This is a genomic window from Micromonospora sp. AKA38, from assembly GCF_027925725.1.
In the GTDB taxonomy this organism is placed as follows: Bacteria; Actinomycetota; Actinomycetes; order Mycobacteriales; family Micromonosporaceae; genus Micromonospora.
Genome location: NZ_BNEI01000007.1, coordinates 42,726 through 56,991 on the forward strand (window position 1 = coordinate 42,726; position 14,266 = coordinate 56,991).

Sequence of the window (14,266 nt, forward strand, 5' to 3'; positions counted from 1 at the left end):
TCGCGCGTGCCGCCGTTGAATCTGGGCAACCAGCAGCCGAAGACCCCGTTGGACGCCGAGCACGCCTGGCGGGCCACCGCCGCGCGTGCGGGTGACGTGGTGCTCTTCTTCGACTTCGACGGCACACTGGCGCCGGTCGACGACGATCCCACCGCGGTCCGCCCCGCGCCGAAGGTGCTCGCCGCGCTGGAGGCGCTCGCCCCGCGCGTACGCCGGATCGCGATCGTCTCCGCGCGCCCGGTGGAGTTCCTCCGCGACCATCTCGGCGGCCTCACCGGCGTCGACCTGTACGGGCTCTACGGCCTGGAGCACAGCCACTCGGGCGGCGAGACGGTCACCGAGCCGGCCGCGTTGCCCTGGGTGCCGACCATGGCCGAGCTGGCCGAGCAGGCCCAGGCCGAGCTGCCGCCCGGCGCGCTCGTCGAGTTCAAGCGGCTCTCCGTCGCGCTGCACTGGCGCACCGCGCCGCAGCTCGGCGACCTGGTGCAGGAGTGGGGCCGGGCCCAGGCCGAGCGGCTGGGCCTACGTTGTCAGGCCGGCCGCATGGTGCTGGAGCTGAAGCCGCCCGTGGACCGGGACAAGGGCATGGTCATCGGTGAGACGGTCCGCGACGCCGGCGGGGCGTGGTATTTCGGCGACGACGTCTCCGACATCAAGGCGTTCGCCGCGCTGCGCGCCCGCGCCTCCACCGATCCCGACTTCCTCGGCGTGTGCGTGGCGGTCGCCAACCCGGAGACCGGTCACGAGGTCGCCGACGCCGCCGACCTGACGCTCGACTCCCCCGCCGCCCTGGGCGACTTCCTCACCGCCGCCCTCCCCCACCTGGCCCCCTGAACCCCTGACCCCGCGCCCGCGGGGTGGTGAGGGCGGGCGACGTCAGGCGCCGTAGCGGCGTTGCCGGGTGGCGTACGAGCGCAGGGCGCGGAGGAAGTCGACCTTGCGGAAGTCGGGCCAGTTCAGCTCGCAGAAGTAGAACTCCGAGTGCGCGCTCTGCCAGAGCATGAAGCCGGAGAGCCGCTGCTCCCCGCTGGTCCGGATGATCAGATCCGGGTCCGGCAGGCCCTTGGTGTAGAGGTGCTCGGAGATGTGGTCGACGTCGAGCGTGGTGGCCAACTCCTCGATCGTCCCGCCGCGCGACGCGTGCTCCAGCAGCAACGAGCGGACCGCGTCGGCGATCTCGCGCCGGCCGCCGTACCCGACGGCGATGTTGACCTGGGCGCCGCCGTCGCGGTCCCGGGTGCGCTCCTCGGCGGCCTTCAACGCGGCCGCGTGCTGCGCCGGCAGCACGTCGAGCGCGCCCACCATGCGCAGCCGCCAGGGATTGCCCTGCTCGGCCAGCTCGGTGGTGAGATCCTCGATGATCTGGAGCAGCGGGTCCAGCTCGGCGGCCGGCCGGGAGAGGTTGTCGGTGGAGAGCAGCCAGAGCGTGACGTGCCCGACGCCGGCCGCGTCGCACCAGCGGAGCAGCTCCTTGATTCGCTCGGCGCCCATCCGGTGACCGTCGTTCGGATCGACGAAGCCCATCTCCCGCGCCCATCTGCGGTTGCCGTCGCACATCACGCCGACATGGGCGGGCACCGGCTTGCCCGCGAGCTTCGCGGTCAGCCGGCGCTCGTACACGGAGTAGAGGAGTTTCCGCAGAGTCATCACTTGCAGGGTAGCGACCCACGGGAAAGATCAGTGCCGCGGTGGCGCATCGCGGGACGGCGGGTCGCCTCCGGCCCGGCACGCCGACGCCGGCGTGTCACTCCCCGGTCCGGCGCGACCCCGGCGCGTCACCCCCGGGCCCGGCGTTGGCGCGACGCGTCACCCCCGGGCCCGGCGTTGGCGTGGCGCGGCGGCGGCGATCGCGCCCAGTGTGCGGGCGTCCAGGCGGCCGTCGCCGAGCCCCAGCTCCACCACCGTCCGGTAGACCCGCTCGTCCCGGCCGGCCGCGCCGACCACCGCGTCCACCACCCACTGCCGCCGGGCCAGCCAGGCCGCCGCCGAGCTGTGCCGCAGATGGGTGCCGAGCCGGGCGCGCAGTGCCGCCGCGTACCGCCGGGCCGCCTCGGCGGGCGCGCCGGCCGCCGCCGCCCCGGCCAGCGCGCCGGAGCGCAACGCGTAGAAGATGCCCTCGCCGGTGAACGGGTTGATCAACGACAACGCGTCGCCGGCCAGCACCACCCGGCCCCGGCCCGGCGCCGGCCGGTGGGTGGAGAGCGGCAGGTGGTGCGCCCGCAGGTCGGTCACCGTGGCCGGGTCGGTGCCGGGCAGCAGCGCGGCCATCCGGTCCAGCAGGTGCGCGCGGGTCAGCGGCTCGCCGCGCAGCACCTCCCCGTACCCGACGTTCGCCCGCCCGTCGCCGATCGGAAACACCCACGCGTACGCGGGCCAGCGCGCCGCCGAGGTCACGATGAGCTGCTCGGGTGGGCCGGGCGGCGCCGGCGCGTAGCCGCGGATGGCGAGCGCGAGGTGCCGGTCCGGGTTCACCGGGTGCCCGAGCGCCCGGCGCAGCACCGAGCCGGCGCCGTCCGCGCCGACCACCGCGCGGGCGGTCAACTCCCCGTCGAGCACCACCCGGTCGACGCCGACCTCCACCCGGCGTACCGTGTGCCGCCGCAGCTCGGCCCCCGCCCCGACCGCCGCCCGGACCAGTCGCGCGTCGAACACCCGCCGGGGCACCGTGTACGCGGGCCGGGGCAGCGCGCGGGCCACCGCGCCGCCACCGGGGCCGACCAGGCGCAGCGCCGGCAGCGGCGGATATCCGTCGACCGCGCCGGTCACGCCCAGCTCGGCGAGCACGTCCAGCGCGTGCGCGGCGATCCCGTCCCCGCATGCCTTGTCCCGCGGGAAGTCGTGCCGGTCGAGCAGCAGCACCCGCGTCGCCCCGGCCCGCCGCGCGGCGAGCGCCGCCGCCGCCCCGGCCGGACCCGCCCCCACCACCACCACGTCCCACACCGCGTCACCACCCACCCCCCAATCCTCCCCCGCCCACCTTCCCCCAACCCCCCACCGCGCCGCCCCACCCCACCCTGACCCCGTTGATCAAGAGGTTTGCGTCGGAAAGCGGCTCGAAGTTGACGCAAACTCCTTGATCAACGGGGTCAGGGTGGGGGTGGGGTGGGTGGGGTGGGTGGGTCAGGGGGTGGGGGTGGCTCGGTGGAGGGAGTAGAGGGTGAGGGCGGCGGCGGTGAGGAGGGGGGCGCCGTCTCGGATCAGGCCGTCGGAGCCGAGCAGCCACCAGCAGAGCGGGAGGTCGAGCGCGAGCACGCCGAACGTCACCACCACCAGCGCCCGCCGGGCCCAGCCCTTGCCGCGCAGCAGGAACACGGTGCAGAACAGCACCGCGTAGCTGGCCGCGATGCCGGCGCCGATCCAGAACAGCACCGCGGGTACGGCGGCGACCCCGCCGTCCAGCAGTGACCCGGTCGCCACCAGCGCCGGCACCAGCATCAACGGGCTGTAGGTGAACGCGGCGACCCGGGCGGTCAGCAGCCACCCGTTCGCCTGTGGGCGCTTCGGCGTCACCTCGCGCCAGGCGATCGTCCCGCCCTCGACGACCAGGCCCTTGCGGTGCCGGACCAAGTGCGCCCGGACCGCGTCGGAGCGGTAGAGCAGCACCACCACGGCGACGCAGAGCGCGGTGAGCGCCGCGAAACCGAGCAGGCCGGGCAGCGCCGGCACCCCCTGCCGGGGCACGATCAGGCGGCCCACCGCGAAGACGGTGGTCACGGCCAGGATCAACCCGAACGGGCGGGCCGCCACCCGTCCCCGGTTGACGTGCCCGATCAGGATCAGGAAACCCAGCGAGCGGAGCATCGCCCAACCGGTGCGCACCGCGAGGCCGAACTCCTGCTCCGGGGCGTACCAGTAGTTGAGCAGCTCGACCACGACGGTGGCTCCCGCGGTCACGGCGAGCAGCGTGGTCAGCGCCCGGACGGCGGACGGCCGCCGGACCTCGACAGGTTCGGCGGCCGTCCTCATGGCATCCGTTGTTGCCCGGCGCGGGCAACCGGCACACCTGTTACTTCTGCGGCTCCACGTCCAGCCGGGCGCGCAGCGCGTCCAGCTCGGCCCAGAGCACGCCGGGGAGCTTGTCACCGAACTTCTCGAACCACTCGGTGACCAGCGGCAGTTCCTTGCGCCACTCCTCCGGGTCGACCTTCAGGGCGATCCGGACGTCCTCCGGGGTCATGTCGAGGCCGTCGATGTCCAGCGCGTCCTGCGCCGGGACCATGCCGATCGGGGTCTCCACCGCGTCGGCGGTGCCCTCCAGGCGCCCGATGATCCACTTGAGGACGCGGGAGTTCTCGCCGAAGCCCGGCCAGAGGAAGCTGCCCTCGGCGTCCTTGCGGAACCAGTTGACGTAGTAGATCTTGGGCAGCTTGGCCTCGTCGCCGTCCGTGCCCTTGCCCATCTCGATCCAGTGCCGGAAGTAGTCACCGGCGTGGTAGCCGATGAACGGCAGCATGGCCATCGGGTCGCGGCGCACCACGCCGACCGCGCCGGACGCGGCGGCGGTGGTCTCCGAGGAGAGCGTGGCCCCCATGTAGACGCCGTGCACCCAGTCCCGCGCCTCGCTGACCAGCGGGACGGTGTCGCGCCGCCGGCCGCCGAACAGGATCGCGTCGATCGGCACGCCGTTCGGGTCGTAGTAGTCGTCGGCCAAGATCGGGCACTGCGTGATCGGGGTGCAGAACCGGCTGTTCGCGTGCGAGGAGAGGTTGTCGCTCTCCGGCGTCCAGTCGTTGCCCTTCCAGTCGATCAGGTGCGCCGGCGGCTCACCCATGCCCTCCCACCAGATGTCGCCGTCGTCGGTGAGCGCCACATTGGTGAAGACCGAGTTGCCGCGGTCCAGCGTCCGCATGGCGTTGGCGTTGGTCTTCCAGTCGGTGCCGGGCGCGACGCCGAACAGGCCGTACTCCGGGTTGATCGCGTAGAGGCGGCCGTCCGGGCCGAACCGCATCCAGGCGATGTCGTCACCGATGGTCTCGACCTTCCAGCCCGGGATGGTCGGCTCCAGCATGGCCAGGTTGGTCTTGCCGCAGGCCGACGGGAAGGCGCCGGCGATGTGGTAGACCTTGCCCTCCGGCGAGGTGATCTTGAGGATCAGCATGTGCTCGGCCAGCCAGCCCTCGTCGCGCCCCATCACGCTGGCGATCCGCAGCGAGTAGCACTTCTTGCCGAGCAGCGAGTTGCCGCCGTAACCGGAACCGAAGGACCAGATCTCCCGGGTCTCCGGGAAGTGCGAGATGTACTTGGTCTCGTTGCAGGGCCAGGCCACGTCCTGCTGGCCGGGCGCCAGCGGCGCGCCGATCGAGTGCAGCGCGTGCACGAAGTCGGCGTCGTCGCCCATCGCGTCCAGGATCGAGGACCCCATCCGGGTCATGATCCGCATCGAGGCGACCACGTACGGGCTGTCGGTGATCTCGACGCCGAACATGGGGTTCTCGGCCTCGACCGGGCCCATGCAGAACGGGATGACGTACATGGTGCGACCGCGCATGCTGCCGCGGTACAGCTCCGTCATCGTCCGCTTCATCTCGGCCGGCGCCATCCAGTTGTTGGTGGGGCCGGCGTCCGCCTCGTCGACGGAGCAGATGAAGGTGCGCTCCTCGACCCGGGCGACGTCCGTCGGGTCCGTCCGCGCGTAGAACGAGTTGGGCTTCTTCTCGGGGTTCAGCCGGATCAGGGTGCCGTTGGAGACGAGTTCGTCGGTGAGGCGACGCCACTCCTCGTCGGACCCGTCCACCCACACCACCCGCTCCGGGGTGGTCAGTTCCGCGACCTCTCGGACCCAGGCGAGCAGTTTGGGGTGGGACGTCGGGGCCTGATCGATACCCCGAACAACAGCCGGAGCAACCATGTCACATCTCCTTGTGGTCGACGCTGACCGATCTATGGGATGCACGAGTTCTGGCGGGTGAGGCGCCGCCGTCGTGGAAACCTGGGATTGGGCTCAGCGTAAACCGGGCTGCCTCCCCAGTCAGTGGGACTGGTTGTGAAGAACTGCACAAGGTACGCCCACGCTGCGGCTACACGATCTGATACCCGCTTTCGCGCGCAGTTTCACGCAAATCCTTCGGCGAACCTTCGACCGCCCGACCCGCGGATGCGGGATTACGTGATGCGCCGCATGCATTCGTACGGTCGGTTACGCTCCGCTCACAGACATTCGGAACGGACCACCGGACCGCCTCCCGGCGACCCGGTCGCGGCGGACGGCGGGGAAGTTGTCGCGGCCGACTCGCCGTTGCGGCGGGTCCCCCTTCCCCCCAACCGGTACTCTCGGCGGGTGGCCGCGACGATGACCGGGGACCAACCGGGGGCTCCGCCGACCCGTTCGGGTCCGCTCGGAGCGCTGCTCCACCGCTTCGGCCACCTCATCCACGAGCTGAGCAAGTTCGCCACCGTCGGCGGCTTCGCCTTCCTCGTCGACTTCGCGCTCTTCAACTACCTGTCGAGCGGGCGCGGCATGCCGCCGCTGGCGGCGAAGACCATCTCCACCGTGGTCGCCGCGACGGTCGCCTTCCTCGGCAACCGGTTCTGGACCTGGCGGCACCGCCAACGCTCCAACCCCGCCCGCGAGTACGCGCTGTTCTTCTTCTTCAACGGGGTGGGCCTCGGCATCGCGGTGGCCTGCCTGGCGATCAGCCGCTACGGCCTGGGCGCGATCTGGCCGGCGGTGTTCCAGACGCCCCTGGCCGACAACATCGCCAGCTTCATCGTCGGCACCGGCCTGGGTACGCTGTTCCGCTTCTGGTCGTACCGACGATTCGTCTTCGTCGAGGCGGGAACTCCCCCCGTTCCGGCACCGAGCCGAGATCGAGAGTCCGGGGCGTGACGCACCGCCCATCCCGACCCGCCGGGCCCAGCCGGCCCTGCCCACTGCCCTAAGGTGTTCCGCATGCCTGGAGTCCGTCTGCTGTCCGAGCGCTGGCAGAAGTTCATCCGCGAGGCGGCCAAGTTCGGCATCGTCGGCGGCATCAACACCGTCATCAATTACGCGGTGTTCAATGCGCTGGCACTCACGGTTTTCCGGGACGGCCAACTCAAGGCGACCGTGATCGCGACCGTCGTCGCCACTATCACGTCGTATCTGATGAATCGGCACTGGACGTACCGGGATCGACCGAAATCCGCCCTGCGGCGGGAATACGTCCTGTTCTTCCTGTTCAACGGCGCCGGTCTGGTCATCGAACTCGGCGTCCTGGCGTTGGCGAAGTACGGCCTCGGCGTACACGGCCTGCTGGCGTTGAACGTGGCGAAGACGGTCGGCGTCCTGCTGGCCACCCTGTTCCGCTTCTGGTCCTACCGCACGTTCGTGTTCCAGCCGGTGCCGAAGCACGCCGAGGAGACCTGGCACGCCGTGCCCCGCGACGAGTGGGACAACGTCGCGGAGATGGACCCGGTCGCCGAGCTGGCCGAATCGGTGAGCGAGTTGGAGGAGGAGGAGCCGCCCCCGGGCGCGAGCCGCCCGAGGAGCGACTACACACCGCCACAGGGGCGTACGGCTCCGGTCGACGCCGCGCTGGGCGGGGCGCTCCGCGCCGACCTGGACGCCGAACTGGCCGCCGAGTTCCCGTCCCGCCGCGCCCGCCGCTGAACGTGGGCGCCCGCCCTGGCGCGGCTCACGAGGGGTCGCGGAGCGGCTTCCCCTCGGCCATGTCGGCCAGCATCTCCCGCATCTCGCCGTCGCCCAGGCTGTGCTTGTCGTGGTGGGCCTCGACCAGCTCGTAGAGCTTCGTCTGCACCCGGTCCACGTGTGGCACGTCGTGCAGCACCGACTGGCCCCGCTCACCGGCCGACTCGATGGTCAACGTGCCGCAGCCGAGCATCCGCTCCACGAAACGCTGGTGCATGGCGTGGTCGTTGATCCGGGTCAGCGGCAGGTCCCGCCGGTTGCGGGAGAGCACGCCCTCCTGGAGCAGCACCCGCTCGTTGGTGAACAGGTAGTGCGTGCTGCGCCAGACCAGGAACGGCCACAGGCCCAGCCAGAGCACCAGCACCAGGCCGAGCCCGGCGAGGACGTACAGCGCGATGGCGCCGCCGTCGCCGTCGGGCAGCAGGATCCAGCCGGCGACCACCGCCGCGACGGTGAGCGCCAGCACCAGGAGCGGCCGGATCAGGGCCTTCCAGTGCGGGTGCAGGTGCAGCACGACGTGCTCGTCCTCGGTGAGCACGTCTTCGGGGAACGCCACTTCGAACCTCCTCGCGGAACCGGACGCGCTGACCGTAACCGGTCGGAGCACCCCGGCGGCATCGGCCGCGCGGGCCGCTGCCGCGCCGCACCGGCCGTAGCGCGTGACGCCGGTGGTGAGAAGGGGCCCCATCCATACCGGAGGCGTTAAGCGGGGGCCCCTCCTTTCACCGCAGGTGGAGGACGTCGCCGGCGGCCAGGCGGAGGGTATCGCCGGACGCGTCGACCAGGAGCTGGCCGTCGGGGTCGACGCCGGTCGCGGTGCCGTGCACCTCGCGCCCGTCCGGCAGCAGCACCCGCACCCGGCGGCCGATCGTGGCGCACCCGGCCTGGTACGCGTCGCGCAGCCCGCTGGCCTCCGCGTCGCCCCCGGCATCGCGCCAGCGCGCGTACCAGTCGGCGAGCGAGCGCAGCAGCGCCCGCAGCAGCGGATCGCGGTCGGTGGCGGTGGCGCCGGCGAGCTGGAGCGAGGTGGCCGGCAGCCCGGTCGGGTTCTCCGGCAGCTCGGCGGCGCGCAGCGTCACGTTGAGGCCGACGCCGACCACGATCGCGGGCGGCACGGCCCCGTCGCCGGGCACCGCCTCGGCCAGCACCCCGGCGCACTTCGCGCCGTCCACCAGCAGGTCGTTGGGCCACTTCAGCCGGGCGTCCAGCTCGGCCAGCAGGCGGACCGCCTCGGCCAGCGCGACGCCGGCCAGCAGCGGCAGCCAGCCGTACCCGGTGGCCGGCACCGGCGCCCAACCGCGCTCGGCGACCGCCTCCCCGGGCCGGAGCAGGACGCTTGTCGCGATGCCGGCGCGCGGCGGCGACTGCCAGACCCGGCCCCGCCGCCCCCGGCCGGCGGTCTGCCGCTCGGCGACCACCACCAGGCCCTCCGGTTCGCCGGCCCGCGCGGCGGCCACCACGTCCGCGTTGGTCGAGCCGGTCTCCACCAGCAGCTCCAACCGGCGCCAGGGCCCGTGCGGCGCGACCAGCGCCCGCCGCAGCCGGGCCGCCGACAGCGGCGGGCGGTCCAGATCGGTGTACGGCGAGCCGGGCATCCCGCCAGCCTACGGCCCTCCGGGTTCGCCGGTCGCCGGTAAGCGGTGAGGCGCACTGCACAACCTCACCCACCTGAACCATCGTTATATTCCACGGGTGACTACCGAGACCGGGACCACCATCCACACGACCGCCGGCAAGCTGGCGGACCTGGAGCGACGGCTCGACGAGGCGGTGCACGCCGGGTCGGCGCGCGCGGTCGAGAAGCAGCACGCGCGGGGCAAGAAGACCGCCCGTGAGCGGATCGGGCTGCTCCTCGACGAGGGCTCGTTCGTCGAGCTGGACGAGTTCGCCCGGCACCGCTCGACGAACTTCGGGCTGGAGCGCACCCGCCCGTACGGCGACGGCGTGGTGACCGGCTACGGCACCGTGGACGGCCGGCAGGTCTGCGTGTTCGCGCAGGACTTCACCGTCTTCGGCGGCTCCCTCGGCGAGGTCTTCGGGGAGAAGATCGTCAAGCTGATGGACCTGGCCATGAAGATCGGCTGCCCGGTCGTCGGCATCAACGACTCCGGTGGCGCGCGGATCCAGGAGGGCGTCGCCTCGCTCGGTCTCTACGGCGAGATCTTCTTCCGCAACGTGCGGGCCAGCGGTGTCATCCCGCAGATCTCCCTGATCATGGGTCCGTGCGCGGGCGGCGCGGTCTACTCCCCGGCGGTCACCGACTTCACCGTGATGGTCGACCAGACCTCGCACATGTTCATCACCGGCCCCGACGTGATCAAGACGGTCACCGGCGAGGACGTCGGCATGGAGGAGCTGGGCGGCGCCCGCACCCACAACGCCCGCAGCGGCAACGCGCACTACCTCGGCACCGACGAGGAGGACGCGATCGACTACGTGAAGGCGCTGCTGTCGTACCTGCCGTCGAACAACCTGGACGAGCCGGTGGTGTTCGACGCCCCGGCCGACCTGGCGGTCACCGATTCCGACCGGGAGCTGGACACGCTGATCCCGGACTCGGCCAACCAGCCGTACGACATGCACCGGGTCATCGAGCACGTGCTCGACGACGGCGAGTTCCTGGAGGTGCAGCCGCTGTACGCGCAGAACATGGTGGTCGGCTTCGGCCGCGTCGAGGGTCGCCCGGTGGGCGTGGTGGCGAACCAGCCGATGCAGTTCGCCGGCACGCTCGACATCGCCGCCTCGGAGAAGGCGGCCCGGTTCGTGCGCACCTGCGACGCGTTCAACGTGCCGGTGCTGACGTTCGTGGACGTGCCCGGCTTCCTGCCCGGCACCGGGCAGGAGTGGGACGGCATCATCCGGCGCGGCGCGAAGCTCATCTACGCGTACGCCGAGGCCACCGTCCCGAAGGTCACCGTGATCACCCGCAAGGCGTACGGCGGCGCGTACGACGTGATGGGCTCCAAGCACCTCGGCGCGGACCTCAACTTCGCCTGGCCGACCGCGCAGATCGCGGTGATGGGGGCCCAGGGCGCGGTGAACATCCTCTACCGCGCCGAGCTGGCGAACGCCGAGGACCCGGCCGCCGTCCGCGCCGAGAAGATCGCCGAGTACGAGGACACGCTGGCCAACCCGTACATCGCCGCCGAGCGCGGCTACGTCGACGGGGTGATCCCGCCGCACGAGACGCGGACCCAGATCGTCCGGGCGCTGCGGGTGCTGCGCACCAAGCGCGAGACGCTGCCGCCGAAGAAGCACGGCAACATCCCGCTGTAGGCGTAAGGAAGGGCCCCCTGTTAACGCCTCGCGTAGAGCGGGGGCCCCTTCTCAACACGCGGCCTGGTTCAGCAGCCGGGGTTGGCGGCGACGCACATCCGCGCGGCGGCGGCCCGGGCCACCTCCCGCATCTGCGCCTCGCGCACCTGGGCGTCGGGGAGGTCGGTACGCAGCGCCCCCGCCGGCACGAGGACGCTGACCAGGTCACCCACCCGGACGACCACCCGGCTCTCGAACACCGGCGGGTAGCCGGGCGGCTGACCCGTCGTCGCGTCGGGCAGCACCGTGGCGGTGTGTCGGAGCAGCACCGCCTGGTCGCCGGCGAACCCGCTCTCGGCGATCGTCCAGCGGTGCTCGACCCGCGCGTCGGTCCTTTCCCGATCGGTGTAGGCCTGGCCCGCCGCCTGCCACGCACCGCAGGCCCTCACCCGGTGTTCCAGGTCGCCGATGAACCGGCGGGCCGCGTCGGGCTCGATGCGGTAGAGATCCTGGGTGATCACCACTTCGGGAGTGGTCTGCGACTTTCCGGCCACGACCGCGGCCAGCATCGTCTGGGAACGGGAGTAACGCGAGCGCGGTTCCTCCGCCGGCAGACCCTGGGCCTTACCGCAGAGCTGGAGAAGGTCGTCGACCCGGGCGGGCTCGTCGAGACTCGAGTCGGCCAGACGCTCACCGGTCGGGACCGGCACGTCCCCCGGCGCCAGCATCGCCGCCACCGGAATCTCCGCGTACCCGGGGAGGGTGTCGGCCGCGGGCGGCGGCGGGCCGCCGGCGCGGTCCACCATCGTCGCGGCGAGCGCGGCGACCACCACCACCGACACGGCGGCCAACGCGGCGGTCCGGCGGCTGCGCCGCCGGGCCGTGGCCCGGATCTCCGCCGGCTCCGCCCACCGGACGGTCCGCAGGTCCCGGTGCAGCGCCTCCACGAGCGTGACGTCGTCAGGCATCTGCCGCCTCCTCTTCCAGATCCACGACGGCGAGCAGCCCGGCGAGCGCGCTCCGCCCTCTCGACAGCCGGGCCTTGACGGTGCCTACCGGCGCCTCGGTCTCCCGGGCCACCTCGGCGACCGGCATGCCGAGCAGGTAGTGCATCGCGATGGCGGTGCGTTGCGCCTCGGGCAGTCGGCGCAGCGCGGCCACCACATCCATCGTCTCGGTGCTCGGCGCCGGCACGTGCTCGTCCGCCCCGTGCCGCAGGTAGGCACGGGCCCGGCTGCGCAGGCTGCGCCACCGGCTCACCGCGATCCGGCTGGCCACCACCCGCACCCAGGACTCCGGGTCGTCGTACCCGCGCACGGTCGACCACCGCTGCCAGGCCCGGATGTACGCCTCCTGCACCGCGTCCTGCGCCTCGGCCAGGTCACCGGTGAGCACGTACACGAAGCCGAGCAGCCGTTGCCGACTGCCCCGGTAGAACTCGTCGAAGCCGTCGCTGTCGGGCACTGCCACCTCCCCGTGTTCGCCAGGGACACGCCTGGCGGCGCGGCTCGGGTTGCCCGCTCAGCCGACCAATTTCTCCAGTTCCCCACGGGGGAAGCCGCCGGCCGGGATCCGTTCGCGGACCGCCCGCCGGACGGCGGTCTGGACCGCGGCGTTGATCGGGGTGGGCACCCCGTGCAGGCGGCCGAGCAGCACGATCTCGCCGTTGAGGTGGTCGGCCTCGGCGGAGCCGGCGCCCCTGGCGAGGCTCTGCCAGGTGGAGCCGCCGGACCGCGTCTCGCCGTCGACCGGTCGGTGCGCCACCAGGTCACCGCGCGCGGCGGCCTCCTCCTCGCGGGTCGTGTGCGGGATACCGGCGGCGGCCAGCGCCGCCTCGCCCTCGGCGCGGACCCGGGCCGACAGCGGCTCGGGCACGTCGCGGCCGAACAGCGCCTGGAGGCTGTTGCCGAGGTTGGCCAGGAGCTTGCCGTACTTCCAGCGCATCACGTCGTCGCGGACCGGGGCGACGAACCCGGCGGCGGTCAGGTCGGCGGCGACGGCCCGCCCGGTGTCGTCGGCGCCGGTCGGGTAGCGCCCGAGGTGCAGCATCCCCGGGTGCGGGTGCCCGTTGGCGATCACCACGCCCGGTTCCAGGTGGGTGGCGGGCAGCCACACGCAGACCGGGTGCACCCGGGCGAAGAGCCGCAGCGCGGCGGGTTCGTTCGCCACCCCGTTCTGGGCCAGCACGACCGGGAGCCGCTCGCCCGCCGTGCCGCCGCCCGCCACCGGCGCGTCGGCCCAGGTGGTCAGCGCGGCGACGGTGTCCTGCGACTTCACGGTGAGGACCAGCACGGTGTCGGCCGGCAACGGTGGGCCGCCCGGCCCGGCCGCCGCCGGCAGCCGGCCGGACACCGTGCCGCGCGGCGTCCGCAGCGTCAACCCCCGCTCGCGCAGCGCGTCCAGGTGGGCGCCGCGGGCCACCAGCGTCACGTCGCGGCCGGCCTCGGCCAGCAGTACGCCGATGGTGCCGCCGACCGCGCCCGCTCCGATGATCACGTATCGCACCGGTCCGATTCTGCCTCGCCGGGCCGGGTACCGCCCGGAACGGTGGCGTGTCCCGGTGCGACGAGGCGTGCCGCGCCGCGGCGCGGGCACCGGACCGGCGGGTGCCGGAGCGCGGGGAGGGGTCAGCCGGTGAGGCCGGTGTCGGCGAGGATCGGGCCGGCCAGCAGCAGCGCGCCGGCGACCAACGCGCCGACGCTGACCAGCAGGAACACGGCCACCCAGAACAGCGGCGGGAACGGCGTGAGCCGGGCGAGCTGGTCGGCGTCCGACTCCGGCATCCGGCCGCGGCTGCGTTGGCGTCGCAGCTCGAACACCGGGCGTACGCCGCCGAACAGCAGGAACCAGACCGACGTCCAGGCGAACGCGGCCTGGACCTGGGGCGGGGTGTACCAGGACACGGCGAGCACCAGACCGCCGGTGACCAGCAGCGACAGCGCGCCGAACAGGTTGCGGATCAGCACCAGCATGGCCAGCAGCAGCGCCACCGCGACCCAGAGCAGCAGCGTGATCCGGTTGCCGGCCAGCAGCCACGCACCGGCCAGGCCGAGCAGCGAGGGGGCGACGTAGCCGGCGAGCAGCGTGAGGATCATGCCCGGTCCGGAGGGCCGGCCGGCGGAGAGCGTCAGCCCGGACGTGTCCGAGTGCAGCCGGATGCCGTGCAGCCGCCGGCCGGTGAGCAGCGCCACCAACGCGTGGCCGCCCTCGTGGGCGATGGTCACCGCGTTGCGGGCGATCCGCCACGGCAACCGGGTGGCGACCACCGCGAGCGCGACCACGGCGGTGAGCACCACCAGCAGCGGGGGCGGGTCCGGCTGGGCGCTCAGCAGCGTGTCCCAGAGCGTGGTGAGACCGTCGATCAGGGGCATGGGCGGGGAGCCT

General features: G+C 72.8%; 14 protein-coding genes. 4 read left to right on the top strand and 10 right to left on the bottom strand.

Features of this window, described 5'->3' with window-relative positions; genetic code table 11:
• Positions 1–6: 6 nt before the first annotated feature.
• Positions 7–834 (top strand): trehalose-phosphatase, encoded by an 828-nt coding sequence (gene otsB / locus TPA0908_RS27365; RefSeq protein ID WP_281942816.1) that lies wholly within the window; start codon positions 7–9, stop codon positions 832–834.
• A 42-nt stretch (positions 835–876) separates the two neighbouring features.
• On the opposite strand, the gene TPA0908_RS27370 is transcribed toward otsB, so the two are convergent.
• The 4 genes from TPA0908_RS27370 to TPA0908_RS27385 all read right to left on the bottom strand — a co-directional run bounded on the left by TPA0908_RS27370 (position 877) and on the right by TPA0908_RS27385 (position 5,848).
• Positions 877–1,647 (bottom strand): isoprenyl transferase, encoded by a 771-nt coding sequence (locus TPA0908_RS27370; protein ID WP_281942819.1) that lies wholly within the window; start codon positions 1,645–1,647, stop codon positions 877–879.
• Positions 1,648–1,806: 159 nt separating this feature from the next.
• A complete protein-coding gene (locus tag TPA0908_RS27375; protein WP_357291894.1) occupies positions 1,807–2,955 on the bottom strand; it encodes a geranylgeranyl reductase family protein in 1,149 nt (382 codons plus the stop codon).
• 165 nt (positions 2,956–3,120) lie between these two features.
• Positions 3,121–3,966: a hypothetical protein gene (locus tag TPA0908_RS27380; RefSeq protein ID WP_281942821.1), complete on the bottom strand. Its 846-nt coding sequence runs from the start codon at positions 3,964–3,966 to the stop codon at positions 3,121–3,123.
• Positions 3,967–4,006: 40 nt separating this feature from the next.
• Complete coding sequence (locus TPA0908_RS27385; RefSeq protein WP_281942823.1) at positions 4,007–5,848, bottom strand: phosphoenolpyruvate carboxykinase (GTP); 1,842 nt, start codon at positions 5,846–5,848, stop codon at positions 4,007–4,009.
• A 135-nt stretch (positions 5,849–5,983) separates the two neighbouring features.
• On the opposite strand from TPA0908_RS27385, the gene TPA0908_RS31835 reads away from it, so the two are divergent.
• Both TPA0908_RS31835 and TPA0908_RS27395 read left to right on the top strand, forming a co-directional pair.
• Positions 5,984–6,826, top strand: coding sequence for a GtrA family protein (locus tag TPA0908_RS31835; protein ID WP_374709264.1), 843 nt, complete (start codon positions 5,984–5,986; stop codon positions 6,824–6,826).
• Positions 6,827–6,889: 63 nt separating this feature from the next.
• A complete protein-coding gene (locus tag TPA0908_RS27395) occupies positions 6,890–7,588 on the top strand; it encodes a GtrA family protein (RefSeq protein ID WP_281942827.1) in 699 nt (232 codons plus the stop codon).
• A 25-nt stretch (positions 7,589–7,613) separates the two neighbouring features.
• On the opposite strand, the gene TPA0908_RS27400 is transcribed toward TPA0908_RS27395, so the two are convergent.
• The gene (locus TPA0908_RS27400) at positions 7,614–8,183 is read right to left on the bottom strand and encodes a PH domain-containing protein (protein ID WP_281942829.1); all 570 of its coding nucleotides are present in this window, start codon (positions 8,181–8,183) and stop codon (positions 7,614–7,616) included.
• Between the two features lie 166 nt (positions 8,184–8,349).
• Positions 8,350–9,222, bottom strand: a complete 873-nt coding sequence (locus tag TPA0908_RS27405; protein WP_281942831.1) for a biotin--[acetyl-CoA-carboxylase] ligase — start codon at positions 9,220–9,222, stop codon at positions 8,350–8,352.
• A 97-nt stretch (positions 9,223–9,319) separates the two neighbouring features.
• Between TPA0908_RS27405 and TPA0908_RS27410 the strand changes: the two genes are divergently transcribed.
• Positions 9,320–10,903 (top strand): acyl-CoA carboxylase subunit beta, encoded by a 1,584-nt coding sequence (locus TPA0908_RS27410; protein WP_281942833.1) that lies wholly within the window; start codon positions 9,320–9,322, stop codon positions 10,901–10,903.
• Positions 10,904–10,971: 68 nt separating this feature from the next.
• On the opposite strand, the gene TPA0908_RS27415 is transcribed toward TPA0908_RS27410, so the two are convergent.
• The 4 genes from TPA0908_RS27415 to TPA0908_RS27430 all read right to left on the bottom strand — a co-directional run bounded on the left by TPA0908_RS27415 (position 10,972) and on the right by TPA0908_RS27430 (position 14,253).
• The gene (locus TPA0908_RS27415) at positions 10,972–11,850 is read right to left on the bottom strand and encodes a hypothetical protein (RefSeq protein ID WP_281942835.1); all 879 of its coding nucleotides are present in this window, start codon (positions 11,848–11,850) and stop codon (positions 10,972–10,974) included.
• On the bottom strand, positions 11,843–12,346 hold the full coding sequence (locus TPA0908_RS27420; RefSeq protein WP_281942863.1) for a SigE family RNA polymerase sigma factor: 504 nt from the start codon (positions 12,344–12,346) through the stop codon (positions 11,843–11,845). Before TPA0908_RS27420 ends, TPA0908_RS27415 begins: the two co-directional genes overlap by 8 nt.
• Before the next feature lie 57 nt (positions 12,347–12,403).
• Complete coding sequence (locus TPA0908_RS27425; RefSeq protein ID WP_281942866.1) at positions 12,404–13,387, bottom strand: ketopantoate reductase family protein; 984 nt, start codon at positions 13,385–13,387, stop codon at positions 12,404–12,406.
• Between the two features lie 122 nt (positions 13,388–13,509).
• Positions 13,510–14,253: a M50 family metallopeptidase gene (locus tag TPA0908_RS27430; protein ID WP_281942867.1), complete on the bottom strand. Its 744-nt coding sequence runs from the start codon at positions 14,251–14,253 to the stop codon at positions 13,510–13,512.
• Between the last annotated feature and the right edge of the window lie 13 nt (positions 14,254–14,266).

What these genes read in the sequence shown, in the direction of transcription:
- TPA0908_RS27405 (WP_281942831.1), bottom strand. Translation starts at nt 9,222, where the DNA reads ATGCCCGGCTCGCCGTACACCGATCTGGACCGCCCGCCGCTGTCGGCG.
- TPA0908_RS27380 (WP_281942821.1), bottom strand. Translation starts at nt 3,966, where the DNA reads ATGAGGACGGCCGCCGAACCTGTCGAGGTCCGGCGGCCGTCCGCCGTC.
- TPA0908_RS27370 (WP_281942819.1), bottom strand. Translation starts at nt 1,647, where the DNA reads ATGACTCTGCGGAAACTCCTCTACTCCGTGTACGAGCGCCGGCTGACC.
- TPA0908_RS27395 (WP_281942827.1), top strand. Translation starts at nt 6,890, where the DNA reads ATGCCTGGAGTCCGTCTGCTGTCCGAGCGCTGGCAGAAGTTCATCCGC.
- TPA0908_RS27430 (WP_281942867.1), bottom strand. Translation starts at nt 14,253, where the DNA reads ATGCCCCTGATCGACGGTCTCACCACGCTCTGGGACACGCTGCTGAGC.
- TPA0908_RS27415 (WP_281942835.1), bottom strand. Translation starts at nt 11,850, where the DNA reads ATGCCTGACGACGTCACGCTCGTGGAGGCGCTGCACCGGGACCTGCGG.
- TPA0908_RS27385 (WP_281942823.1), bottom strand. Translation starts at nt 5,848, where the DNA reads ATGGTTGCTCCGGCTGTTGTTCGGGGTATCGATCAGGCCCCGACGTCC.